Genomic DNA, 24,063 nt, shown 5'->3' on the forward strand with positions numbered 1-24,063 from the left:
GGACGGGTCCTTTCGGAAACATGAAAAAGAAAAGAAGGGGACACGGCTGCGGGCATCCTGCGGATGCGCGCACCGGGGTCAATCGGCTAGCAAGAGCCCATGGCGGTGTTCGTCGCGCTCGGCGCGTTCCTGATGACCCTGGTCGGCGGCTGGGTTGCCCAGCGCGTCACCGACCGCCGCCACCTGGTGCTCGGTTTCGCCGGCGGACTGATGCTCGGAGTCGTCGGCCTCGACCTGCTGCCGGAGGCCATCGAAGCCGCGGGCGGCCTCATCTTCGGCGTACCGGCGGCCCTGCTGCTGTTCGTGGGCGGCTTCCTCTTTGCGCACCTGGTCGAGCGACTGCTCGCCGTACGCCAGGCGGCACACGGAGCGAGCGAGGAGCGCGTGCCCCAGGTCGGACTGACAGCGGCGGCCGCCATGGTCCTCCACAGCCTGATGGACGGCGTGGCGCTCGGTGCGGCCTTTCAGGTGGGCGGCGGCATGGGAGCGGCCGTCGCCCTCGCCGTCATCACCCACGACTTCGCCGACGGCTTCAACACGTACACGATCACCAGCCTGTACGGGAACGCCCGCCGCAAGGCCCTGACGATGCTGTACGCGGACGCGGCGGCGCCCGTCATCGGCGCGGCGACGACGCTCGTGTTCACCCTTCCGGAGGAACTCCTCGGCTGCTATCTCGGCTTCTTCGGCGGCGCGCTGCTCTACCTCGCCGCCGCCGAGATCCTGCCCGAGGCGCACCACGACCACCCCGCCCGCTCCACCCTGCTGTGCACGGTCACCGGAGTGGGCTTCATCTGGCTGGTGGTGGGCCTTGCGCAGTGACCGCCTCACAACTTGCCGCCCCGCCCGCCGTCACGCGGCGCGGGCGCGATCAGCGTGGAGAGATACGGCAACGGCCCCTCGGCCAGCTCCGACGCGGGCCGGATCGACTCCTCCGGCAGCCCGAGCGCCGAACCCCACACCGCGTCCTCGGTCCGCCCCGTCTCGCGCAACGCCGTGGCGACCTCCTCGGCCAGCCGCCCGAACTTGTACGCGACGACCGTCCCGGGTCCCTTCAGGGCCTCCTTCAGTACGGCCGCCCCGGCGGTCACCGGCACCAGCGTCAACGGCTCCGTACCCTCGGTCAGCACCGCGCCACTGCGCGCGGCCAGATCCTGCATCGCCGTGATCCCCGGCACCGTCACCACGGACGTGCCCGGCAACAGCTCACCGATCGTGTGCGCGAGATACGTGAACGTGGAGTACACGTTCGGATCGCCGATGGTCGCGAAGGCCACCGAACCATGCGTACGCAACAGCTCCGCGACCCGCGCACCCGCCGCGTCCCACGCCGCCTCCCGGCGCGCCCGGTCCGTCCGCTCGTTGAGCGCGAACACGACCCGCACGACCTTCTCGGCCCCCACGTAGTGCAGCACCGTCGCCTCGGCACGTCCCCGCTCACCGGTGTCCATCACGGGCACCACGACGACGGCGGCATCACGCAGCGCGTTGACGCCCTTGACGGTCACCAGCTCCGGATCACCGGGTCCGACTCCGACCCCGACCAGCGTGTTCATCCCTTGCACCTCTCCACGAATCGGCGGGCCGTACCGGGCGCCGAGGCCCAGTGCGTATGCAGATAACTCGCGTGCACGCCCTGCTGCACGAACCCCTCGACGCGCCGCTCCGGCTGGTGCATGCCCCAGGCCGGCGCCTCCCCGGCCCCGGGCTCCAGCACGGTGCGGTGGAACTCGTGCCCGCGCATCCGCGTCCCCGTAGCCGCCAGCACGCTGTCGGAGAGCGCCACGGCGTCCCGGTACCCGAGCGTCAGCCGCTCCGACATCCGCGCCTCGGCGTCCAGCACCCCGCACATCGGCAGTCCGTCCAGCGACCGCGCCAGATACAGCAGCCCCGCACACTCGGCAGCCACCGGAGCCCCCGAGAGCGCCAGCTCCGCAACGGCCTTCCGCAACGGCTCGTTGGCCGACAGCTCGGGCGCGTACACCTCGGGAAACCCGCCCCCGACGACGAGCCCTCGCGTCCCTTCGGGCAATGCCTCGTCCCGCAACGGATCGAACGGCACGACGGTGGCCCCGGCGGCGGCGAGCAGCTCGCTGTGCTCGGCGTAGGAGAAGGTGAAGGCGGGACCGGAGGCGACGGAGACAACGGGAGCCCCGCAATTCAGCCCCTGGGGGTCCCCCCGGACGAAGTCTGGGGGAGTTTGAGGAGCGGGGGTCCGGGGGCGGAGCCCCCGGTTACGGGAAGGGGCGGGGAGGGGAACAGGCTCGCCGCAGGCGCCCACCGCCTCCGCCGCGCTCCACACCGCCCCCGGCACGGGAGGCGCAGACTGCGCCAACGCCATCAAGGCGTCCAGGTCACATCCACCCCGCACCCGATCCGCCATCGCCGCGACAGCGCCCACCGCATCGCCCCGCCGCTCGGCCACCGGCACCAGCCCCAGATGCCGCGACGGCACAGCCACCTGCGGGGCCCGCCGCAACACCCCCAGCACGGGCACCCCGGACTCGTCCAGGGCCTCCCGCAGCAACGCCTCGTGCCGGTCGGACCCCACCTTGTTCAGGATCACGCCCCCGATCCGCACCTGCGTGTCCCACGAGGCGAAACCGTGCACCAGAGCCGCCACCGACCGCGACTGCGACGACGCATCCACGACCAGCACCACCGGCGCCCGCAGCAGCTTCGCGACCTGCGCGGTCGAAGCGAGCTCACCCTGCCCGGATGCCCCGTCGTACAGCCCCATCACACCCTCGACGACCGCCAGGTCACACCCCTGCGCACCATGCGCGAACAGCGGAGCGACCAGCTCCGGCCCGCACATGTACGCATCGAGATTGCGCCCCGGCCGCCCCGTGGCAAGGGTGTGATAGCCGGGATCGATGTAGTCGGGCCCCACCTTGTGCCCGGACACGGCGAGCCCCCGCCCGGCGAAGGCGGCCATCAGGCCCGTCGCGACGGTGGTCTTGCCGCTGCCGGACGACGGCGCGGCGATGACCAGGCGCGGAACGTTCACCACTCGATGCCCCTCTGGCCCTTCTGCCCGGCGTCCATCGGGTGCTTGACCTTCGACATGTCGGTCACCAGATCAGCGGCCTCCACCAGTGCGGCAGGGGCGTTGCGCCCGGTGATCACCACGTGCTGGTTGCCGGACCGCCGGCGCAGCACCTCGACGACCTCATCGGTGTCGACCCACCCCCAGTGCATCGGATAGGCGAACTCGTCGAGGACATACAGCCGGTACGTCTCGGCCGCCAGATCACGCTTGACCTGCTCCCAGCCCTCGCGGGCCGCCGCCTCGTTGTCCAGCTGCTGATCGCGCTGGACCCAGGACCAGCCCTCGCCCATCTTGTGCCAGGCGACGGACCCGCCCTCGCCGCTCGCGCCGAGGACCTTCAGCGCGTTCTCCTCGCCGACCTTCCACTTCGCCGACTTCACGAACTGGAAGACCCCGATGGGCCACCCCTGATTCCAGGCGCGCAGCGCGAGCCCGAAGGCCGCCGTCGACTTGCCCTTGCCGATGCCGGTGTGCACCACCAGCAGCGGACGGTTGCGGCGCTGCCGGGTGGTGAGCCCGTCGTCCGGCACGGTGACCGGCTGTCCCTGCGGCATTACGCGGCCCTCCTGCTGTAGCCCTGAACGTCCTTGACCAGACCCGCGATCGAGTCGGCCCGCAGCTCGTCGAGCGTGACGGCGGTGCCGCCCAGCTCACCCGCGAGGCTCACGGCGAGCCCGAGCCGTACGGGCCCCGACTCGCAGTCCACGACGACGGAGGCGATGCCCTCGGCCTCATGCAGCCGCGCCGCCCGCGAGGCCAACGCCACCGGCTCCGGCCCCCCGGTCGCCCGCCCGTCGGTCACCACGACCAGCAACGGCCGCCGCGAAGGATCGCGCAGCCGCTCCACCCGCAGCACGTCATGCGCCTTCAACAGCCCGGCGGCCACCGGGGTGCGACCCCCGGTCGGCAGCATCTCCAGCCGCGCGGCGGCGGCGTCCACGGACGACGTCGGCGGCAGCACCACCTCGGCGTCCTTGCCCCGGAAGGTGATCAGCCCGACCTTGTCCCGCCGCTGGTAGGCATCCATCAGCAGGGACAGCACCGCACCCTTCACGGCGGTCATCCGCTGCCGGGCGGCCATCGACCCGGACGCGTCCACGACGAACAGCACGAGGTTCCCCTCGCGCCCTTCCCGCACCGCCTGCCGCAGATCGTCCCGCCGCACCACCAGACCCCGGCCCGACCGGCCCCGCGCCCGCTGATGCGGGGCCGCGGCCTGCACGGTCGCGGCCAGATGGAGCTTGGTCAGCGCACCCTGCGGACGCCGCGCACCGGTCGTCCGCCCGTGCTCGGTACGCGCCCGGGACCGCCGCCCCGCCGCGCCCTCGCCGAGACCGGGCACGCTCAGCATCTTCGTACGGAACGGCTCACCGGCCCGTACGGGCTGCTGCTCGCCGCTTCCGCCGGCCTGCCCCTGTTCCTTCTCGCCGCCCTGCTCGGGGACGGACTGCGCGGGCGTGTCGTCGGCCCCGCCCTCGCCCTGCGGCGGCGTGTCGGGCCCGTCGCCCTCCGGCGGCCGGCCACCGCCACCCGGGCCGTCCGGGTCCGGATCGTCGTCCTCGGAGCTGTTCTGCTCCAGCGTGTCGTCGAGCTTGTCCTCGTCGAGCCCCGGCGCGTCGAACGGATTGCGCCGGCGCCGGTGGGGGAGTGCGAGCAGGGCGGCCTGCCGTACGTCCTCGGCGAGTACGTCCGTACGCCCCGCCCAGGCTGCCAGCGCCGTGGCGGTCCGGGCCATCACGATGTCGGCCCGCATCCCGTCGACCTCGAAGGCGGCACAGGTGGCCGCGATCTGCCGCAATGCACCGTCGCCGAGCCGGACTTGAGGGAGAAGCGCCCGCGCGGCCACGATCCTGGCCCGCAACGCGCCTTCCTCGTCGGCCCACTTGGCGGCGAAGCTCGCGGGATCGTCGTCGTACGCGAGCCGGCGCCGTACGACCTCGACCCGCAGATCGGTCTCGCGGGAGGCGGCGACCTCGACGGTCAGCCCGAAGCGGTCGAGGAGTTGGGGCCTGAGCTCCCCCTCCTCCGGGTTCATGGTCCCGACCAGCAGGAAGCGCGCGGCATGCCGTACGGAGACGCCTTCGCGCTCCACGTACGAGGCGCCCATGGCCGAAGCGTCGAGCAGGACGTCGACCAGGTGATCATGCAACAGGTTGACTTCGTCGACATACAGAATGCCCCGGTTCGCGGCAGCCAGAAGCCCCGGCTCGAAGGCTTTGACGCCTTCGGTGAGCGCTCGCTCGATGTCGAGCGATCCGACCAGTCGGTCTTCGGATGCGCCGACAGGCAGCTCGACGATGCTTGCTGGGCGCGACGCTTTTGATGTGGCCTCGTGCGGCCCATCAGGGCATGTGGGGTCAGGCAAATCGGGGGCGCACGAGAACCGGCAGCCGACAACGACGTCGACCTCGGGCAAGAGGGTTGCAAGCGCACGGACGGTCGTGGACTTCGCTGTTCCCTTTTCGCCACGCACGAGCACTCCGCCCACGGCAGGGCTGATGGCATTGAGTAGCAGAGCGAGCCGGAGACTGTCCTGCCCGACAATCGCGGTGAACGGATATGGCCTACTCATGCGGCATCACTCCTTCGAGTGCCTGCGATTGATTCCGAAGAGGCGCGGTTTCTCTCGCCCGTAGAGTCGAGCCCTGCTCCCCACCGATGAGGGGATGTTCCGCTCCTGCACGACCACCTGGTCGAGCTGCTGCGCTGCTCCCCGCTGCTGCGGGGATCGTCGGGACGCTCACCCGTCCCCCTCCAGATCACCCTCAAGTTCGAGGTAGGTCGCCCGGAGTCGGTCCAGGGTTTCCTGGTCCGGCTCCGCCCACAGCCCTCGCTCGGCCGCCTCCAGCAACCGTTCCGAAATACCGCGCAGTGCCCAGGGGTTGGACTTCCGCATGAACGCCTGGTTCTCGGGTGAGAACACGTACTCCGCCGACAGTCGCTCGTACATCCAGTCGTCGACCACCCCCGCCGTCGCGTCGTACCCGAACAGGTAGTCCACGGTCGCCGCCATCTCGAAGGCGCCCTTGTATCCATGCCTCCTCATGGCGCTCATCCACCTGGGGTTCACTACCCGCGCCCGGAAGACACGGTGTGTCTCTTCGCTCAAGGTCCTGGTTTTTACCTGATCCGGCGTCGCGGAATCCCCCACGTACGCCTCAGGTGACTCACCGCTCAGGTGCCGCACCATGGCGACCATGCCACCGTGGTACTGGAAGTAGTCATCCGCGTCGTGGATGTCATGTTCCCTCGTATCGACATTTTTCGCCGCCACCGCGATCCGCCGGAACGCCGTCTCCATGTCCCCGCGCGCCGCCCGCCCCTCAAGGCCGCGCCCGTACGCGTAACCGCCCCAGACGGCGTACACCTCGGCCAGGTCCGCATCGCTGCGCCAGTTCCGCGCGTCGATCAGCGGCAGCAGCCCCGCCCCGTACGCCCCCGGCTTCGAGCCGAAGATGCGTGCCGTGGCCCGTCGGCGGTCACCGTGGACCGCCGTGTCCTCGTCGGCGTGCGCCCGTACGTAGTTGGCGTCGGCCGGCTCGTCCAGCTCCGCCACCGCGCGCACCGCGTCGTCGATCAACCCCACCACGTGCGGGAACGCGTCCCGGAAGAAGCCCGAGATGCGGACCGTCACATCGATGCGCGGCCGGCCCAGCTCGCTCACCGGCACCACCTCGAAGCCGGTCACCCGGCGCGAGGCGTCGTCCCACACCGGGCGGCAGCCGAGCAGCGCCAGGATCTCCGCGATGTCGTCGCCCTGGGTGCGCATGGCGGAGGTGCCCCACACGGTGAGGCCGACCGACTTCGGGTAGTCGCCCGTGTCGGCGAGGTACCGGGCGATCAGCGAGTCCGCGAGGGACTGGCCGACCTCCCACGACAGCCGGGACGGAATCGCCTTCGGGTCCACGGAGTAGAAGTTGCGGCCCGTCGGCAGGACGTTCACGAGTCCGCGCGTCGGCGAACCCGAGGGTCCCGCAGGGACGAAACCGCCGTTCAGCGCCAGCAGGATGTGGTCGATCTCGTCCGTCGTCCGGGCCAGCCGGGGCACGACCTCCTCGCAGGCGAAGCCCAGGACGGCGACGGCGTCCGGGAGTTCGAAGCCCAGCACCTTCCGCGCCAGGCCGGCCACCGCCGAGAGCTCCCAGCCGTGCGCCTCCATGCCCTCCGCGAGCCGGCGGCACAGCTGCTCCAGCAGATCGATCGCGTCCGCGCCCGTCCGCGCCGGGCCGTCCACCAGTGCGCTCAGCTCGGCCGGCACCTTCACGGCCGCGCCCGGCTCGCCCAGCAGCTCCTTCTCGCTGAGCCCGAAGTGCTCGGCGATGGCCGCCCGCAGACCGGGCAGCGCGTTTGCCGTGCCGCCCCAGACCTGCGAGGCACGCAGTACCGCGAGGACCAGGTTGACCCGGGCCTCGTCGACCGGGCCGCCGCCCAGGATGTGCAGACCGTCGCGGATCTGGACGTCCTTGATCTCGCAGAGGTAGCCGTCGATGTGCATGACGAACGAGTCGAAGGCGTCGTCGCCCGGCTGCTCGTCGACATGCAGGTCGTGGTGGAGCTCCGCGGCCTTGACCAGCGTCCAGATCTGCGCCCGCACGGCGGGTGCCTTCGTCGGGTCCAGGTCGCTGACCAGTGCGTACTCGTCGAGCAACTGCTCCAGCTTCGCCAGGTCGCCGTAGGTGTCGGCGCGGGCCATCGGCGGGACGAGGTGGTCCACCACCGTGGCGTGGCCGCGGCGCTTGGCCTGGGTGCCCTCGCCCGGGTCGTTGACGATGAACGGGTAGATCAGCGGCAGTTCGCCGAGCACCGCGTCGGGGCCGCAGCCGGCGGACAGGCCGAGGCCCTTGCCGGGCAGCCACTCCATCGTGCCGTGCTTGCCCATGTGGACGACGGCGTCCGCGCCGAAGGTGTTCTCCAGCCAGCGGTAGGTGGCCAGGTAGTGGTGCGAGGGCGGCATGTCCGGGTCGTGATAGATCGCGATCGGGTTCTCGCCGAACCCGCGCGGCGGCTGGATCAGCACCACCACGTTCCCGAACTGGAGTGAGGCGAGGACGATGTCGTCGCCGTCCAGGTACAACTGGCCCGGCGGCTCGCCCCAGTGCTCCAGCATGGAGTCCCGCATCGCCGGGTCCAGCTTCGCGAACCACTCCCGGTAGTCCGCCAGCGGCACCCGCGCGGGAGCTGCCGCGAGCTGTTCCTCGGTCAGCCACTCCACGTCATGGCCACCGGCGTTGATGAGGCGGTGGATCAGCTCGTCGCCGTTGTCCGGGTGGCCCTCGACGCCGTAACCGGCGTCGCGCAGGGCGTCCAGGACACGGACGGCGGAGGCGGGCGTGTCCAGGCCGACCGCGTTGCCGACGCGGGAGTGCTTGGTGGGGTAGGCGGTGAAGACCAGGGCGAGCTTCTTCTCGGCGTTGGTCTTGTGCTTGAGGACGGCATGGCGCACGGCGATCCCGGCGACGCGGGCCGCGCGCTCGGGGTCGGCGCGGTACACCGGAACCCCGTCCGGGCCCTGCTCCTTGAAGGAGAACGGCACGGTGACGAGGCGGCCGTCGAACTCGGGGATGGCGACCTGCATCGCCGCGTCCATGGGGGAGAGCGCGGCGTCCGACGCGTCCCATGCCGCCCGCGAGGACGTCAGGCACAGCCCCTGAAGGACCGGCACGTTCAGATCGGCGAGCGCGCCGATGTCCCAGGCCTCGTCGTCACCCCCGGCGGAGGCGTCCGACGCGCGGGTGCCGCCGGCCGCGAGCACCGTGGCGACCAGGGCGTCGGCCCGGCCGAGGAGCTCGTAAAGACCGGCGTCCGCGCCGCGCAGCGAACCGCAGTACACCGGAAGGGCGTTGGCGCCGCGCGCCTCGACGGCGTCGCACAGCACGTCGACGAACGAGGTGTTGCCGGAGAGGTGGTGCGCCCGGTAGAAGAGCACGCCGACGGTCGGGCGGCCCTCGGTGAACGTACGGCTGCCGTGCAGACCCCACTCCGGCATCTTCTGCGGTTCGGCGAAACCGTGCCCCGTCAGCAGGACGGTGTCGGAGAGGAAGCGGGCCAGTTCGACGAGGTTCCCCGGGCCGCCCTCCACCAGGTAGCGCAGCGCCTCGGCGACGACCCCGGCCGGTACGGACGACTCGGCCATCAGCTCCGCGTCCGGCACGGCCTCGCCGCCGAGCAGCACGGTCGGGATGCCCGACGCCTTGAGCGCGGCGAGCCCGTCCTCCCAGGCACGCTTGCCGCCCAGCAGGCGGACCACGGCGACGGAGGAGCCCTCGATCAGCGCGGGGAGTTCCTCGTGGACGTCGATACGGGTCGGGTTGCCGATCCGGAAGGGTGCGCCCGAGGCGCGGGCGGCGAGGAGGTCGGTGTCGGCGGTCGACAACAACAGCACGGTGCTCAGCGGGGCGGTCAGTGGGGCGTTCATGCGCGTGCTCCAGGTGCTCCGGGTGCGATGAAGGGAAGTCCTGCCGGTGCGCCCGACTCGATCAGTCGCCACAGCGCATCGGTGTCCGCGTGTTCTTCGATGAGGTCGCCGAGGCGGTCGAGCTGTTCCTCGCGCAGCTCGGCGAAGCAGGTGTCGGGGGCGGGGACGAAACGCCGGCCGGCGGCCCGTGCGACCTCCGTCAGGAAGCGGCGGCGGAAGGCGTCGCTCTCCAGCGAGCCGTGCCAGTGGGTGCCCCACACCGAGCCGGCCCGGCAGCCGTCGAGGCGCCCGCCCTGCCCGTCGGTGAGGAACGGCTCGCCGCCTCGCACGTCCGCGACGCCGTGGTGGATCTCGTATCCCTCGACGGGGGCGCCGAGGGCCTCGCCGACCGGCCGGGCGAGAGTCTTCTCGCGGTCGAACCGGATGCGTACGGGAAGGAGTCCGAGCGCGTCGACCTGCCCGGCGTGCGACTCGACGTCGTCCTCGATCTCCTCGCCGAGGATCTGGTAGCCGCCGCAGATGCCGAGCACCGGACGGCCCTCGGCGGCCCGCCGCAGCAGTGCGTCGGCGAGCCCGCGTTCGTGCAGCCAGGCGAGCGCCTTCACGGTGCCGCGGGTACCGGGCACGATGACGAGATCGGCGTCGTGCAGTTCCTCGGCGCGGTCCACGAACCGCACCACGACGCCCGGTTCGGCGGCGAGTGCGTCCACGTCGGTGAAGTTGGACATCAGCGGCACGGCGCACACGGCGACGCGCAGGATGTCCTCGCCGTGCGGCGGGGCGACGACCGACTCCCGTACGGTGCCGCGCAGCGAGACCCGCAGCCCGTCCTCCTCGTCGATGCCGAGGCCGTGGGCGAACGGCAGTACCCCGTAGGTCGGCCGTCCCGTCAGATCGCGCAGCATATCCAGGCCGGGTTCCAGCAGCGAGACGTCGCCACGGAACTTGTTGACCAGGTAGCCGGCGATCAGCGCCTGGTCCTCCGCCGAGAGCAGCGCCGTCGTACCGAAGAACGAGGCGAAGACCCCTCCGCGGTCGATGTCGCCGACGACCACCACCGGGAAGCGCGCCGCCCGTGCGATGCCCATGTTCACGATGTCCGTGCGCCGCAGATTGATCTCGGCCGGACTGCCCGCCCCCTCGCAGATCACTGCGTCATACGTGCCCCGAAGCTGCTCCAGGCAGTCCACCACGGTGGACAGAAGCGATTCCTGCCGGCCGCCGTGGTAGCCGCGGGCGCTCATCTCGCCGACCGGACGCCCCATCAGGACGACCTGGCTGGAGCGGTCGCTGCCGGGCTTGAGCAGCACCGGGTTCATCAGTGCGGTCGGCTCCACCCGGGCGGCCTGGGCCTGCATGGCCTGCGCGCGGCCGATCTCGGCGCCCTCGCGGGTGACGAAGGAGTTGAGCGACATGTTCTGCGCCTTGAACGGCGCCACCTTCACGCCCCGGCGCACCAGCCAGCGGCAGATGCCGGCGGTGACGACGCTCTTGCCCGCGTCCGATGTGGTCCCGGCGACCAGCAGTCCGCCGCTCATGTCGGTCTCCGTCCTGAGAGTCGAGGTGCTGCGGTACGTGGCGCTGCTGTACGGGTTCCTGCGGTACGGGTCCCCGTGGTGCGGGCCCCCGCGATCCTTCGTGCCGCGAGCCCCGCGCCCAGGCGGGCGGCCACGCTCACGCCGAGGGCCAGCGCGCTCACCCGGCGCGACAGCCGTACGGCCCGTTCGATGTCCTCGGTCTCCACCGCACGGCCCGTCTCCCCGTTGAGCACGGGGCGGTGCTCGACCCGGCCGCCGTAGGCGAGCGTCCCGCCGAGCCGTACGCCGAGCGCGCCCGCGAACGAGGCCTCCACCGGGCCCGCGTTGGGACTCGGGTGCTTGGCCGCGTCCGCCCGCCAGGCCCGGACCGCTCCTCGCGGGTCCCCTCCTGCCGCCACGGCGAGCAGGGCCGTCAGCCGGGCGCCCGGCCAGCCCGCGACGTCGTCGAGGCGGGCCGAGGCCCAGCCGTAACGCCGGTAGCGGGGCGACTTGTGGCCGACCATCGCGTCGAGCGTGTTGGCGGCGCGGAAGCCGGCGAGTCCGGGGACTCCGCCCAGCGCGCCCCACACCAGGGCGCCGACGACGGCGTCCGAGGTGTTCTCGGCGACGGACTCCACGACGGCGCGGGCGATCTGCGGCCCGTCCAGGGACTGCGGGTCGCGGCCGCACAGATGCGGCAGCCGTTCACGGGCCAGTTCGATGTCCCCGGCGGCGAGCGCGCCACCGATGGCCCTGGCCTCGCGCCCCAGCGAGGTACCGCCGATGACGGACCAGGTGGTGGCGGCGGTCAGGGCGACGGAAGCGGCGGGGTGGCGGCGCAGGGCGCGGGAGGCCAGTGCGGCACCCCCGGCGGCGCCTCCGGCGCAGACCAGGGTGTGCAGGGCGCCCCACCCGCGGTGGTCGCGCCACAGACGGCGTTCGACGCCTGCCGCGGCCCGCCCGAAGGCGGCGACCGGGTGGCCCCTGCGGGGGTCACCGAGCAGCAGATCGCCGATCAGACCGGCTGTGGCGCCGTACGCGAAGATGCGATCGGCACGCACGGTTCAGCCGGCCGTTGCGCCTCGAAGGACCTTGGGGCCTGTTCTGAGTTGCACAGGAGCGAACGCACGGCAGCCGGGCATGGCGATATGTCCTCACTCAGGGTCCGCGCCCTGGTTCGACGTGACGGCGACGAGAGTCTCCTGGCTTCCGGATCCGCAGTTCCCCCGGGCCTTCCAGTCCGCTTGCGTGGACCGTGACTTCCAGTGGTGGGGGACTGCTCCCCGGTGACAGTGGCGGGACCGCGCCGGATTCGCACCGGCTTCCTCTGCTGTCGCCGTAATGGCTCCGGCAGTCCACCACGCTCTGCGAACGCCCGTCAACTTGCCGTTGACCTGCGGCGGTGCAGTGTGCGCAGACGCACATCGGGCCGGGCGCACACGAGGTGCGTCCGGCCCGATACGGGTGGGAGTGGTGGGGCTCAGGCGACGATCAGGTAGATGCCGTAGGCCACGGCCGCCGCGCACAGTCCGAAGCAGACGTACGCACCGGCGCGGGCCAGCACGAGCGATCCGCCCGACGATCCGCCCTGTGCCGCCGGTTCGGGCTGCTTGGAGAGGCCGACGATGCCGAGGGTGAAGAGGCCCACCAGCGCGACGGTGGCGACGAGGGAGACACCGAAGACGGTGCCGAGGGCTGCCCAGTCGATGTTCATGGAGATCTGTCCTTACCGGAGGCTCTGAGACCGTAGGGGGTCGCTCAGACCGTGGCGGGTCGGGCCGGGTCGGAGACCGGCCCGGCGGGGGCCGGGATGGTGGCCATGAGGAGGTCGTGGGACTGGGCGGCCGCGGTGGGCGGCGGGCTGACGGCCGCGATGGCGGTGGTGACGACGCCCGCGGGCTCGCCGTCCCCGGCCGCCGCGCTCTCGTCCTGGCCGCCGGGTGCGACGTCGTCGTGGCCGACGGGCTTGCGCCGCGACAGCATCCAGATCGCACCGGATCCCGCGATGAGCAGCGCCGCGACGACCACGACACCCCAGGTGCCCTGCTTGGTGAGGAACTCCGCGCCCGCACCGACGAGACCGGCGGCGGGCAGGGTCAGACCCCAGGCGATGAACATCCGCGTGGCGGTGGACCAGCGGACCACACCGCCCTTGCGGCCGAGGCCCGCGCCCATGACGGCGCCGGAGCAGGACTGGGTGGTGGAGAGGGAGAAACCGAGGTGCGAGGAGGCCAGGATGACCGTGGCCGCACTGGTCTGGGCCGCGAAGCCCTGCGGCGGCTTCAGCTCGGTCAGGCCGCTGCCCATGGTGCGGATGATGCGCCAGCCGCCCAGGTAGGTGCCGAGTGCGATGGCGAGGCCGGCACACACGATGACCCAGACCGGCGGGTTGGAGCCGGGGGCGAGGACGCCACCGGTGACCAGGGCGAGCGTGATGATGCCCATGGTCTTCTGCGCGTCGTTGGTGCCGTGCGCCAGCGATACGAGCCCGGCCGAGGCGATCTGGCCGGCGCGGTAACCCTTCGCGGTGGCCTTCTCCTGGGCGCCGCCCGTGACCTTCCCGCCGATGCGGTACGTCAGCTTGGTGGCCAGCAGCGCGGCCAGACCGGCGACGACCGGTGCGGCGACAGCGGGGAGCAGGACCTTGGTGACGACGGTGCCGCCGTCGACCGACGACCAGCCGGCGGACATCACCGCGGCGCCGATCAGGCCGCCGAACAGTGCGTGGGAGGAGCTGGACGGCAGACCGACCAGCCAGGTCAGGAGATTCCACAGGATGGCGCCGACGAGCGCCGCGAAGATGACCTCGGTTCTGAGCCCGTCTTCGTTGATGATCCCGCCGGAGATCGTCTTGGCGACCTCCACCGACAGGAACGCGCCTACGAGGTTGAGAACGGCGGACATGGCCACCGCGGTCTTGGGTTTGAGTGCGCCGGTCGAGATGGTGGTGGCCATCGCGTTGGCGGTGTCGTGGAAACCGTTCGTGAAATCGAACACTAGAGCTGTCACGATCACAATCGCGAGCAGCAGCGTGATGTGTTCCATTTACCCAGGCAATCGTTCGACGTCAGTGGCACGTGGACCGTAGGCAACCTGAGTGAACGGAAGATGAACTGAGCAGGGCGTTGTGGTGACCCCAACCGGAGTGCTGCCGCCCTTTTCGTCCGCCGTGCGACGGCTGGATTCCGGCACAGGCCGGTGTGGGCCCGGAATCCGGAGTTCGGCCGGGCCTTCGGGGGAGGGGCGGCAGCGGGCCGCTCATCCGTTGAAAGGATCTTCGTATGAGCAACGAGTGGCGGGATTCGATCGAACGGACCTGGGATGCGGTCGTCGCCGCCGCCCGCAGGACGGCCTCCGATGGGCTGGTCGTGGGGACCTCGGGCAACGTCTCGGCGCGGGTCGGCGCGACCGTGCTGGTCACCCCGACCGGAGTGCCGTACGACCGGCTCCGTCCCCAGGACCTGGTGGGCGTCGATCTGGAGGGCAACCAGGTCCTGGGCGAGCTGGCCCCCACCAGCGAACTACCGCTCCATCTCGCGGTGTACCGGAACACCGGCGCGGCCGCCGTCGTGCACACCCACGCGGTGCACGCCACGGCCGTCTCCACCCTGGTCACCGAGGTGCCGTCGGTCCACTACGCCGCCGCGATGCTGGGCGGCCCCGTCCGGGTCGCCGCCTACGCCCGCTACGGAACGGATGAACTGGCCGAAAACATGCTCACGGCCCTGCGCGACCGCACCGGCTGCCTGCTGGGCAACCACGGCACGGTCACCTACGGCGCCACGCTCGACGAGGCGTACGACCGCACCGCCCAGCTCGAATGGCTGTGCCGCCTCTGGCTCGCGGCGAGCTCCGTACCCGGCCGCACCCCGGCCCTGCTCACGCCGGAGCAGCTGAGCGAGGTCGGGGAAGCGCTGAAGGGGTACGGACAGCAGCCCGGCTGAATCACGTACGACCTCCGGCCTCCGGTCCCCGGCCTCGGCCTCGGCCCCGGCCCGGGGCCAGGCCGGGGTGGGCGTTGCCCCGCCCACCGGACGGCCCCCGTCCACTGGCAGTGCGCGGCGACGCCCCGGACACTGAAGCCGTGCGCCCCGCTACAGCAACGGCAGCAGCCGTCACCAGCATCCTCGGCGTCGGCGCGGCAGCGGTCGCGGCCGGCCGGTACGCCGGCGGCGTCGCCCTCAAGACGCCGTCCGGACGCCCCCTCCCCGCCGACCGCAGACTGACCGTGCATGCGACGGCGGCCGGTCAGGTCACCCTGACCCGGTCCTTCACGTCGCTGCGCCCCGGAACCTACGGACTGGTGGGCGACGACGTCCACGCCGTCGTGGGGCCGGTGATCGACGAGGCCCACCAGGCCCCCGACACCGTCGTACGCCGACTGGAACGCGTGAACCGCGGCACCCTGCGCCCCGGCGCCAAGGTCCGCATCACGCCGGAGGTCCACACCGGTGACCCCGCCACCGCCCTCGGCCTCGACTTCCGCGAGGTGGAGATCCCCGGCGAACTCGGCGGCCTGCCCGCCTGGTTCGTGCCGGGTCCCCGCGACACCTGGGTGATCACCGTGCACGGCCTCGGCACGACCCGGGAACACCCGCTGAACGTGACGGGCTTCCTGCACGGGCAGCAGCTGCCCGTGCTCGACCTCGCCTACCGCGGCGACGCAGGGGCCCCACGCTCCCCGGACGGACTGGCCCACCTCGGCGAGTCCGAATGGCGCGACCTGGACGCGGCCATCCGCTTCGCCGTGCGCTACGGCGCCGAGAACGTCGTCCTCCACGGCTGGTCCACCGGCGCCTCGATGGCCCTGCACGCCTGCGCCAACTCCGCGCTGAGGGACCGGATCTGCGGTCTCGTCCTCGACTCGCCGGTGCTGGACTGGGCCACCACCCTGCGGGCCCTGGCCGCCGCCCGCGGCGTCCCGTCCGCGCTGCTGCCCCTCGCCGTCCGCGCCGCCCAGGGGCAGACCGGACTGCGCGGCGCCCGGCTCCTGGACACCTCGCTCCCCGCGACCCTGCACGTCCCGACGCTGATCTTCCACGGACCCGACGACACCCTGGCTCCCTGGCAGCCGTCCCGGGAGCTCGCCGCGCGCCGGCCCGACCTGGTCGCCCTGCACGCCGTACCCCAGGCTCCGCATGCGGCGATGTGGAATGCCGGTCCGGCCCGCTACGAAGAGACGCTGCGACGCTTCCTCACGCCCCTGATGTGAGCTGATGTACCGCTTCGGCCGGTTGGTCCCGGCCGGTGCGGCGGTGCCCCGACACCGGTGATCCGGGTTCCGTTTGGGCTTTCGGGCTGTCAGAGGCAAGACTGCTCCCCGTGACGTCCCGTACCCCGCGCGACTCCAGGCTGCGACTTGTCCGCCCGCGACCCCTCGCCACCGCTCGCAAGGCCGTGACCACCCGGCGCACCAGGCCGGCGCCCCGCCCGCCCGAGGGCACCCCGCCCCGGGCGGAACTGGCCCGCCAGGCCAGGACCGCTCTCGCCGACGCCGTGCGGATCGCCCGCTGGGCGGCCGACGGTGCGAGCTCCGGCACGCCTCCACTGGCCGCCCAGACCCTCGAACGGGCCGCGGCTGCACTGGAGTTGTCCCCGGCCCAGGTGCGCTCCGGCTGGGACCGGGCCAGGCTCGCCGGACTTGTGGAGCTGCACGGCGACACCGCTCGGCCCGGCTGGCGGCTGCGTGCCTGGGACCGCGACGACTCCGCCGTGCTGCGCGGCTGGGTGGCGCTGTTCGACGCCTGGTCGCTCGTCCACCCCGCACCGCAGGGCGTCGAGTCCACCGCGGTCGCCGAGGCAGTCGAGGCCGTGCCCCAGGTGCTCTCCCTCCTTCAGCTCTCGGCGGGCCCGGTCACCGTGCCCGCCCTCCTGGACCTGCTCGGCCAGCGCGTGGCGGAACTGCACGAGGAGCGCTGCGAGGTGCCGTACGGGCCCCAGCCGCTGCCCGCACCCGCCGCGCCGCCGCCCACCGCCCACCCGGCCGCGCTGGTCGCCCTCCTGCTGGACTGGGCCCTGGAGGGGCTGGCCGCCGTTGGCGCGCTCACCCTCGGCACCGGCACCGCCACCCTGACGCCGCTCGGCAACTGGGCGGTCTGGGTCAAGCTGGAACAGATCTGCGTCGCCGCCCAGAGCCCCGCCGGGAACATCGAGCAGTCCGCCGCCGACATGCTGCTCGGCTGCGCCCGCCTCACTCCCGGACCGGCCCGCGCCGAGTACCGCGCCTGGCTGGCAGCCCGCCCCGTCGGCAGCGCCGTCGCCGAACTCCTCGGCGTGGCCCGCGGTGAGGACGCGCTGCTGCGCGGGCTCGCCTTCGAGGCACTCCGTGTCGTCGGCGCACCGGCCGAACCCGAGGTGCGCTCCGTCGTCACCGACCCGTCGCTGCGCCCCTATGCGCTGCTCTGGCTCGCGGAGTACGACGGGACCGACCCCGAGGACGCCCAGGAGGTCCTCAGTCGTGAGGAGGCCACCTGGCTCTGGGTCGACACCGCGGCGGCCGTCGCCGACCACGGTGAGACGGGACTGCTGGTCCGCCACCTCGACTCGGCCGTGCAGGGCACCGTCCCGGCGCTGCTCGACGAGGTACGGGCCGTCGGCCACCCGCGCACCGTCCAGGTCCTGGTCGCCCTGGCCGCCGCGCACCCCGACCCCGCGCTCGCCAAAGCGGTCCGCAAGGCGGCGTTCCAGGTGCACACCGGCGGAGCCTGAACCGGGGGCTCCGCCCCCGAACCCCTGCTCCTCAATCGCCGGAAGGGCTTGATTTCTCCCCGCCGCCGCCCCTCCGCGGCGGCGGGGCACTTTCGGCCCCGCCGCAGGCGCCGCGCCCCCTCAGCCCGTCCCCGGGGCGTACGTCCCGAAGCTCCACACGTTGCCCTCTGCGTCCCGTGCCATGTAGTCCCGCGAGCCGTAGTCCTGGTCGGTGGGCGGCATCAGGATCTCCACCCCGTGCTCCACGGCCCGCGCGTGGTGGGCGTCGACCTCGTCGACCACCACGTAGACACCGGCCGGCCCCGCTCCCCGCATCGCCTCGGCGAAGACGCCCTCGCGGCCCCTGGAGCCCAGCATCACTCTGCCGTTCCCGCAGGACAGCTCCGCGTGCATCACCGTGCCGTCCTCGCTCTCGTACACCGCTTCCTCGGTGAAGCCGAGGCCCTCCGTGAGCGTCTTGATCGCGGCCTTCGCGTCGTCGTAAAGAATCGTCGGATAGACCGTCGGAGAAGCCGCCGTCGCGTCTGCCATCGTGCTCATTCCCTTCGCGCGCCGAACCGGGCCCGTGGCAGCCCGTCTGTGATCTGCGTCTCAGTCTTCCACCGGGCACTGACAATGCCCTGCGCGGCGCCGGTCCGGCGCCGTTCGCACAGGTCAGCGGAAGGTGTCGCAGGCGGCCATGTCGCCGCTGCGGAACCCGGTGGTGAACCACTGCCGGCGCTGCGCGGCCGAGCCGTGCGTCCAGGACTCGGGGGTGACGCGGCCCTGGAACCTCTCCTGGATCCGGTCGTCCCCGACCGACGCGGCCGCGTCGAGACCGTCCCGGATGTCCGCCCTGGTGAGCTCGGTGATCAGTGGCCGGCCGGTCGACTCGTCGGGCGTGGTCGTCGCGTGGTTCGCCCAGACCCCGGCGTAACAGTCCGCCTGGAGCTCCACCTTCACCGCGTTGCTGTTCTCGCCGGTGCGTCCGTCCTGCGAGCGGGCCAGTGTCCCCATCTGGTTCTGCACATGGTGTCCGTACTCGTGCGCGACGACGTAGGCCTCGGCGAACGGCCCGCCGCTCGACCCGAACTTGGTCCGCAGCTCGTCGAAGAAGCCCAGGTCCAGATAGACCTGCCGGTCACCGGGGCAGTAGAACGGCCCCACGGCCGAGGTCGCCGATCCACAGGCCGTGTTGACCCGGTCGGTGAACAGGACCGTGCGGGCGCCCCCGTACGTTGCGTCGCGCCGCTGGAACTCCTGGCCCCAGTAGTCCTGCACGCTGTTGACCACCGCGACCGTCCGGCAGTCGTCCTTGGTGTTGGCGTCCCGGCCGGTCCGGCAGTTCTGCTCGACCTGAGCGGCCGACGAGGCGGTCGCGGTCGTGCCCGAGTCGCCGGAGGAGAGTCCGAGCTGATCGGGGCCGACCCCGAAGAGCAGCCCCAGGATCAGTGCGATGACCCCGGCGATTCCGCCGCCCACGGTGGCCCTGCCGCCCGGGATGCGACTGCCGCGCGTGTCCCGGACCTCGGACGTGTCCAGATCGGCGTCGTCGTCGAACTGCATGGCACCACCCTCTGCTCCGCTCGCGACTGCCGCACAGTCATGCGCCGAGTATCAGATAATTCACACCGCAATGCCCGTTTTTGCTCACGTGGTGGAGCGGGCCGGGCGCGCTGGGCGAGCTTTCGGCAACCGGGGTGGGAGCAGGCGGAGAAGTGGTTGGACACCGCCAGTAGACTGGTTCTCATGGCAATTCTCCTTGTGCGTGTGCGTGAGTAACGGCGTCGAGTCGTGAATCGCTAGTCGTTCCTCCGCCGTCCATACCGCTCTGGAGTTTTCCCCCGTGATCACCGCTTCCGGCATCGAGCTGCGCGCCGGCGCCCGCATGCTCATCGAATCCGCCTCCTTCCGCATCGCCAAGGGCGACCGCATCGGCCTCGTCGGCCGCAACGGGGCGGGCAAGACCACCCTCACCAAGTGCCTCGCGGGCGAGGGCACCCCCGCCGCCGGCGCCATCACCCGCTCCGGCGAGGTCGGCTATCTCCCGCAGGACCCGCGCACCGGCGACCTCGACGTGCTCGCCCGCGACCGCATCCTGTCCGCCCGCGGCCTCGACGAGATCCTGCGCAAGATGCGGGAGAACGAGGAGCGGATGGCGAACGGCAAGGGCGCCACCCGCGAGAAGGCGATGAAGAAGTACGAGCGCCTGGAGACGGAGTTCCTCACCAAGGGCGGATACGCGGCCGAGGCCGAGGCGGCCACCATCGCCGCGGCCCTGAGCCTTCCCGACCGGGTGCTGGGCCAGCCGCTCCACACGCTCTCCGGCGGTCAGCGACGCCGTGTCGAGCTGGCCCGGATCCTCTTCTCGGACGCCGACACCCTGCTCCTCGACGAGCCGACGAACCACCTCGACGCGGACTCGATCGTCTGGCTGCGCGACTACCTCAAGAGCTACCGCGGTGGCTTCGTCGTGATCTCCCACGATGAGGAGCTGGTCGAGACCGTCGTCAACAAGGTCTTCTACCTCGACGCCAACCGCTCGCAGATCGACGTCTACAACATGGGCTGGAAGCTCTACAAGCAGCAGCGCGAGGCCGACGAGCGGCGCCGCAAGCGCGAGCGGCAGAACGCCGAGAAGAAGGCCGCGACCCTCAACGCCCAGGCCGACAAGATGCGCGCCAAGGCCACCAAGACCGTGGCCGCGCAGAACATGGCCAAGCGCGCCGACCGGCTGCTCTCCGGTCTGGAGGCCGTCCGGGTCTCCGACAAGGTCGCCAAGCTGCGCTTCCCCGACCCCTCGCCCTGCGGCAAGACCCCGCTGATGGCCGAGGGCCTCTCCAAGTCCTACGGGTCGCTGGAGATCTTCACCGACGTCGACCTCGCGATCGACAAGGGCTCCCGGGTCGTCATCCTCGGCCTCAACGGTGCGGGCAAGACCACGCTGCTCCGTCTCCTCGGCGGCGCGGAGAAGCCCGACACCGGCGACATCATCGAGGGCCACGGGCTCAAGCTCGGCTACTACGCCCAGGAGCACGAGACCCTCGACCCGAACCGCTCCGTCCTGGAGAACATGCGTTCCGCCGCGCCGGACCTCGACCTCGTCGCGGTCCGCAAGACGCTCGGTTCGTTCCTCTTCTCCGGCGACGACGTGGACAAGCCCGCCGGGGTGCTCTCCGGTGGCGAGAAGACGCGGCTCGCCCTGGCGACGCTGGTGGTCTCCTCCGCCAACGTGCTCCTGCTCGACGAGCCCACCAACAACCTCGACCCGGCCAGCCGCGAGGAGATTCTCGGCGCGCTGCGCACGTACAAGGGTGCGGTCGTCCTCGTCACGCACGACGAGGGTGCCGTCGAGGCGCTCCAGCCCGAGCGGATCATCCTGCTGCCCGACGGCGTCGAGGACCTGTGGGGTGCGGACTACCGGGACCTGGTCTCGCTGGCCTGACCCGGCCGGCCGCGCGCCGGGGCCCGCCCCGGGCCGCCGGCCCGCGCGCGGCGGTCGCACACCGGCCGCCGCGGCCCGCTGATCCACTCGCACTGGATCATTCGGCCTACGCGTGATCCATCATCTGCGTGAGGGCGTCTCGTACCTCGGCGCGGCACCCGGCGGATACCTGCCGGGTGCACGCATGCGGGGCCCCGATCCCGGTGCGGCCCTGACCTGGTCGTTCCTCCGGCGTGGTTCGTCCGCTGACTCGGCAGCCCTGCGGAATGTCTGATTCCGCTCGTGTCGGTGCCTTCCCGGGGCGTCGATCCGCTTGCACGGACCTTGCCGAATGGGTGGCCAGGACGGCCCCGAGGGGTGATCATGAGAGTTCAGAGCGCACTTCCCACGAGGAGGCACGGGTGGCCGAGACTCTGAAGAAGGGCAGCCGGGTAACCGGCGCCGCGCGCGACAAGCTCGCGGCAGACCTGAAGAAGAAGTACGACTCCGGTGCGAGCATCCGGGCGTTGGCCGAGGAAACGGGCCGCTCCTATGGATTCGTCCACCGGATGCTCAGCGAGTCCGGAGTGACGCTGCGGGGACGCGGCGGAGCGACACGAGGCAAGAAGGCCGCGGCGGCCTGACAGCCGCCCGCGGATCGGGACAGCTCGCAGGATCAAGGACCTGTCCCGGGGCTCACCGGTTTCGGTGGTGGCCACCCGGTCGATCGTGCGGTCGATCGGGTGGTTACTGTTCAGTCACTTAGCTTCATGTGCTGACTGCACCCGATCCGGAGGCGCTCCATGACCTCGCTCGACACTGTGCTCGACAAGGACGGCGTACGACTCACCGTCGACGACGCGGTTGCCACGGTGACCCTCACCAATCCGGCCAAGCGCAACGCTCAGTCCCCCGCTCTGTGGCGGGCGTTGACAGAGGCCGGACGGGCTCTGCCCGGCAGTGTGCGGGTCGTCGTGCTGCGTGGCGAAGGTGTGTCCTTCTCCGCCGGTCTCGACCGCCAGGCGTTCACCCCTGAGGGGTTCGACGGTGAGCCGTCGTTCCTCGACATGGGGCGCGGCCCGGAGGCCGAGCTCGACGCGGTCATCGCCGAGTACCAGGAGGCGTTCACCTGGTGGCGTCGCAACGACATCGTGTCGATCGCGGCTGTCCAGGGACATGCCATCGGCGCCGGCTTCCAGCTCGCTCTCGCCTGCGATCTGCGGATCGTCGCCGAGGACGTGCAGTTCGCCATGCGCGAGACCAGCCTCGGGCTGGTCCCCGACCTCACCGGTACGCACCCCCTGGTGCACCTGGTGGGGTACGCACGCGCGCTCGAAATCTGCGCCACCGGCCGCTTCGTGCACGCCGACGAGGCCGAGCGCACCGGCCTGGCCAACCTCGTGGTGCCTGCCGCGGAGCTCGAAGGAGCCGCCCGCGATCTCGCCGGCGCCCTGATCGCCGCCCCGCGCGATGCCGTCATCGAGACCAAGGCCCTGCTGAGCGGCGCCGTCTCCCGTACGTACGAGGAACAGCGCGCCGCCGAGCGCGCCGCGCAGGGCCGTCGGCTGCGTGACCTCTCGGGCGCGTCCGACTGACAGTCCCCGGCACCGGGTCCCGGGGACGTCGCCCCGGGACCCGATGCCACGTCAGCCGGAGGGGGAGTCCCGCGGCCCCGGTCCCTCCGTCACCGCCGTGACCAGCACCGCGACCGGCGGATGCCCGTCCACCGCCTCCGTCACCGCCGCCCGCACCGCGCGGGCCACGTCCAGCGCCCGGTGGCCGCCGTCCGTCGCCAGCTCGACCCGTACGTGGTCCGCGCCCGAGTGCACGGATGCGCCCAGCACCCGCGTCAGCGTCGCGACCCCCGTCACTCCAGCGGCCGCACGGCCTGCCGCGTCCTCCGGCTCAGCCGGGCGCACCTCGACGGGCGGCGGCTGGGCCTGTTCCGGTTCGTCGTCGAGCAACTCCGTCACCTGGACATCCACCTCGTCGACCGCCAGCCCGAGCCGCCGCGCGGCAGCCGTCAGCAGTGCCGAGCGCAGCGCCGCGGCGGCGGCCGGAAGCGGCTGGTGCGCCGTCGCCGCCACGGTGGCCTCGATCCGCAGCGGCCCCGGCGGCAGCGCGCTCGGGGGCGGCGGCACCTGCGGGGCGGGAGCCGCCCCGGCATCGGCCACGGCGATCCGCAGCTCCAGCAGCACCGGTCCCGGACCGACCACCGCCCGGCGCAGCACGCCGGCCGCGGCCCGTTCCGAGATCCAGGCCCCGTCCGCCGGACCGCCCAGCGGGAGCAGCCGGCCCGGACCGAGCCGTTGCCGGACCGCGGCCGTCCATCCTTTGGCCCCGTGAGAGCCGTCAGCCGTCGTCATTGCTCCACCCTGCCGCATCCACGGCGCGAGACGGGGCAAGCGCACTTAATCTGGGCAAGGAAGTCCAATCTGCCCCGAAGGGAAGAACGGCGATGACCGACACCCCACAGCGGAACCGGCCCGAGGGCCTCGACAAGGACTCGGCCGGCAGCGACAGCAGGAGCAGCCAGCTGACCAAGCGCGGCGGGGGAGACCCCGCCACCCGCGGCCGTACGACGATCGCCGACGGAGTCGTCGAGAAGATCGCCGGAATGGCGGCCCGTGACGTGGTCGGCGTGCATGCGATGGGCAGCGGACTGTCGCGGACGTTCGGCGCGGTGCGTGACCGGGTCCCCGGCGGTTCCAAGTCCGTCACCCGCGGCGTGAAGGCCGAGGTCGGCGAGTCGCAGACGGCCCTCGACCTGGAGATCGTCGTCGACTACGGCGTGTCGATCTCCGATGTCGCCCGTGATGTACGGGAGAACGTTGTCGCGGCAGTCGAGCGGATGACGGGTCTCGAAGTCATCGAGGTCAACATCGCGGTGAGCGATGTGAAGCTGCCCGACGAGGACGACGACGAGGACCAGTCCGAGCCACGTGTCCAGTAGGACTCCCGCCAAAGG

20 protein-coding genes and 1 riboswitch are annotated in these 24,063 nt (G+C 71.9%); of the genes, 8 read left to right on the forward strand and 12 right to left on the reverse strand.

Annotated elements, in window-relative coordinates; all coding sequences use genetic code 11:
- The first annotated feature begins 99 nt into the window (after window positions 1–99).
- Entirely contained in the window at window positions 100–822 is a 723-nt protein-coding gene (locus tag OG912_RS27910; protein WP_327711752.1) for a ZIP family metal transporter, read from the forward strand.
- Window positions 823–827: 5 nt separating this feature from the next.
- Here the strand turns inward: OG912_RS27910 and cobI are convergent, their stop codons facing one another.
- From cobI to OG912_RS27955, 9 genes are all read right to left on the reverse strand, one after another.
- The gene (gene cobI / locus OG912_RS27915) at window positions 828–1,556 is read right to left on the reverse strand and encodes a precorrin-2 C(20)-methyltransferase (RefSeq protein WP_327711753.1); all 729 of its coding nucleotides are present in this window, start codon (window positions 1,554–1,556) and stop codon (window positions 828–830) included.
- Entirely contained in the window at window positions 1,553–3,013 is a 1,461-nt protein-coding gene (locus OG912_RS27920; RefSeq protein ID WP_327711754.1) for a cobyrinate a,c-diamide synthase, read from the reverse strand. The genes cobI and OG912_RS27920 overlap by 4 nt, the downstream gene beginning before the upstream one ends.
- The gene (gene cobO, locus OG912_RS27925; RefSeq protein WP_327711755.1) at window positions 3,007–3,606 is read right to left on the reverse strand and encodes a cob(I)yrinic acid a,c-diamide adenosyltransferase; all 600 of its coding nucleotides are present in this window, start codon (window positions 3,604–3,606) and stop codon (window positions 3,007–3,009) included. Before cobO ends, OG912_RS27920 begins: the two co-directional genes overlap by 7 nt.
- Window positions 3,606–5,624, reverse strand: coding sequence for a putative cobaltochelatase (locus OG912_RS27930; RefSeq protein WP_327711756.1), 2,019 nt, complete (start codon window positions 5,622–5,624; stop codon window positions 3,606–3,608). Before OG912_RS27930 ends, cobO begins: the two co-directional genes overlap by 1 nt.
- Window positions 5,625–5,792: 168 nt before the next feature.
- A complete protein-coding gene (cobN, locus tag OG912_RS27935; RefSeq protein WP_327713566.1) occupies window positions 5,793–9,443 on the reverse strand; it encodes a cobaltochelatase subunit CobN in 3,651 nt (1,216 codons plus the stop codon).
- A gap of 20 nt (window positions 9,444–9,463) precedes the next feature.
- Window positions 9,464–11,005: a cobyric acid synthase gene (locus tag OG912_RS27940; RefSeq protein ID WP_327711757.1), complete on the reverse strand. Its 1,542-nt coding sequence runs from the start codon at window positions 11,003–11,005 to the stop codon at window positions 9,464–9,466.
- A complete protein-coding gene (locus tag OG912_RS27945; protein ID WP_327711758.1) occupies window positions 11,002–12,045 on the reverse strand; it encodes a cobalamin biosynthesis protein in 1,044 nt (347 codons plus the stop codon). The genes OG912_RS27940 and OG912_RS27945 overlap by 4 nt, the downstream gene beginning before the upstream one ends.
- Window positions 12,046–12,179: 134 nt before the next feature.
- Window positions 12,180–12,312, reverse strand: a riboswitch (cobalamin riboswitch).
- Window positions 12,313–12,464: 152 nt separating this feature from the next.
- Entirely contained in the window at window positions 12,465–12,698 is a 234-nt protein-coding gene (locus OG912_RS27950; protein WP_327711759.1) for a hypothetical protein, read from the reverse strand.
- A gap of 44 nt (window positions 12,699–12,742) precedes the next feature.
- The gene (locus tag OG912_RS27955; protein WP_327711760.1) at window positions 12,743–14,029 is read right to left on the reverse strand and encodes an inorganic phosphate transporter; all 1,287 of its coding nucleotides are present in this window, start codon (window positions 14,027–14,029) and stop codon (window positions 12,743–12,745) included.
- Window positions 14,030–14,265: 236 nt separating this feature from the next.
- Between OG912_RS27955 and OG912_RS27960 the strand changes: the two genes are divergently transcribed.
- The 3 genes from OG912_RS27960 (at window position 14,266) to OG912_RS27970 (ending at window position 17,692) form a co-directional block, all read left to right on the forward strand.
- Window positions 14,266–14,928: a class II aldolase/adducin family protein gene (locus OG912_RS27960; RefSeq protein ID WP_327711761.1), complete on the forward strand. Its 663-nt coding sequence runs from the start codon at window positions 14,266–14,268 to the stop codon at window positions 14,926–14,928.
- Between the two features lie 140 nt (window positions 14,929–15,068).
- Entirely contained in the window at window positions 15,069–16,196 is a 1,128-nt protein-coding gene (locus OG912_RS27965; protein WP_327711762.1) for an alpha/beta hydrolase, read from the forward strand.
- 185 nt (window positions 16,197–16,381) lie between these two features.
- Window positions 16,382–17,692, forward strand: coding sequence for a hypothetical protein (locus OG912_RS27970; RefSeq protein WP_327713567.1), 1,311 nt, complete (start codon window positions 16,382–16,384; stop codon window positions 17,690–17,692).
- Between the two features lie 120 nt (window positions 17,693–17,812).
- On the opposite strand, the gene OG912_RS27975 is transcribed toward OG912_RS27970, so the two are convergent.
- Window positions 17,813–18,223, reverse strand: coding sequence for a VOC family protein (locus OG912_RS27975; protein ID WP_327711763.1), 411 nt, complete (start codon window positions 18,221–18,223; stop codon window positions 17,813–17,815).
- A 123-nt stretch (window positions 18,224–18,346) separates the two neighbouring features.
- Complete coding sequence (gene ypfJ / locus OG912_RS27980) at window positions 18,347–19,237, reverse strand: KPN_02809 family neutral zinc metallopeptidase (RefSeq protein WP_327711764.1); 891 nt, start codon at window positions 19,235–19,237, stop codon at window positions 18,347–18,349.
- Between the two features lie 280 nt (window positions 19,238–19,517).
- Here ypfJ and OG912_RS27985 point away from each other — a divergent pair, with 280 nt between their 5' ends.
- The 3 genes from OG912_RS27985 (at window position 19,518) to OG912_RS27995 (ending at window position 22,690) form a co-directional block, all read left to right on the forward strand.
- Window positions 19,518–21,116 (forward strand): ABC-F family ATP-binding cassette domain-containing protein, encoded by a 1,599-nt coding sequence (locus tag OG912_RS27985; RefSeq protein ID WP_326735459.1) that lies wholly within the window; start codon window positions 19,518–19,520, stop codon window positions 21,114–21,116.
- A gap of 401 nt (window positions 21,117–21,517) precedes the next feature.
- Complete coding sequence (locus OG912_RS27990) at window positions 21,518–21,739, forward strand: helix-turn-helix domain-containing protein (RefSeq protein WP_007263382.1); 222 nt, start codon at window positions 21,518–21,520, stop codon at window positions 21,737–21,739.
- A 159-nt stretch (window positions 21,740–21,898) separates the two neighbouring features.
- Window positions 21,899–22,690 carry an enoyl-CoA hydratase/isomerase family protein gene (locus tag OG912_RS27995; RefSeq protein ID WP_327711765.1) on the forward strand — a complete coding sequence of 264 codons (792 nt, stop codon included), beginning with the start codon at window positions 21,899–21,901 and terminating at the stop codon, window positions 22,688–22,690.
- 51 nt (window positions 22,691–22,741) lie between these two features.
- On the opposite strand, the gene OG912_RS28000 is transcribed toward OG912_RS27995, so the two are convergent.
- Complete coding sequence (locus OG912_RS28000) at window positions 22,742–23,461, reverse strand: hypothetical protein (RefSeq protein ID WP_327711766.1); 720 nt, start codon at window positions 23,459–23,461, stop codon at window positions 22,742–22,744.
- Between the two features lie 92 nt (window positions 23,462–23,553).
- Between OG912_RS28000 and OG912_RS28005 the strand changes: the two genes are divergently transcribed.
- The gene (locus OG912_RS28005; protein WP_326735456.1) at window positions 23,554–24,048 is read left to right on the forward strand and encodes an Asp23/Gls24 family envelope stress response protein; all 495 of its coding nucleotides are present in this window, start codon (window positions 23,554–23,556) and stop codon (window positions 24,046–24,048) included.
- Window positions 24,049–24,063: the final 15 nt, after the last annotated feature.

This window comes from Streptomyces sp. NBC_00464, assembly GCF_036013915.1.
Classification (GTDB): Bacteria; Actinomycetota; Actinomycetes; order Streptomycetales; family Streptomycetaceae; genus Streptomyces.

Bases quoted from the DNA above. Each gene is read 5' to 3' on its own strand.
- OG912_RS27950 (WP_327711759.1), bottom strand. From the start codon at position 12,698: ATGAACATCGACTGGGCAGCCCTCGGCACCGTCTTCGGTGTCTCCCTC.
- ypfJ (WP_327711764.1), bottom strand. From the start codon at position 19,237: ATGCAGTTCGACGACGACGCCGATCTGGACACGTCCGAGGTCCGGGAC.
- OG912_RS27955 (WP_327711760.1), bottom strand. From the start codon at position 14,029: ATGGAACACATCACGCTGCTGCTCGCGATTGTGATCGTGACAGCTCTA.
- OG912_RS27940 (WP_327711757.1), bottom strand. From the start codon at position 11,005: ATGAGCGGCGGACTGCTGGTCGCCGGGACCACATCGGACGCGGGCAAG.
- OG912_RS27995 (WP_327711765.1), top strand. From the start codon at position 21,899: ATGACCTCGCTCGACACTGTGCTCGACAAGGACGGCGTACGACTCACC.
- OG912_RS27930 (WP_327711756.1), bottom strand. From the start codon at position 5,624: ATGAGTAGGCCATATCCGTTCACCGCGATTGTCGGGCAGGACAGTCTC.
- OG912_RS28000 (WP_327711766.1), bottom strand. From the start codon at position 23,461: ATGACGACGGCTGACGGCTCTCACGGGGCCAAAGGATGGACGGCCGCG.
- OG912_RS28005 (WP_326735456.1), top strand. From the start codon at position 23,554: ATGACCGACACCCCACAGCGGAACCGGCCCGAGGGCCTCGACAAGGAC.
- cobO (WP_327711755.1), bottom strand. From the start codon at position 3,606: ATGCCGCAGGGACAGCCGGTCACCGTGCCGGACGACGGGCTCACCACC.
- cobI (WP_327711753.1), bottom strand. From the start codon at position 1,556: ATGAACACGCTGGTCGGGGTCGGAGTCGGACCCGGTGATCCGGAGCTG.
- OG912_RS27975 (WP_327711763.1), bottom strand. From the start codon at position 18,223: ATGGCAGACGCGACGGCGGCTTCTCCGACGGTCTATCCGACGATTCTT.
- OG912_RS27960 (WP_327711761.1), top strand. From the start codon at position 14,266: ATGAGCAACGAGTGGCGGGATTCGATCGAACGGACCTGGGATGCGGTC.
- OG912_RS27910 (WP_327711752.1), top strand. From the start codon at position 100: ATGGCGGTGTTCGTCGCGCTCGGCGCGTTCCTGATGACCCTGGTCGGC.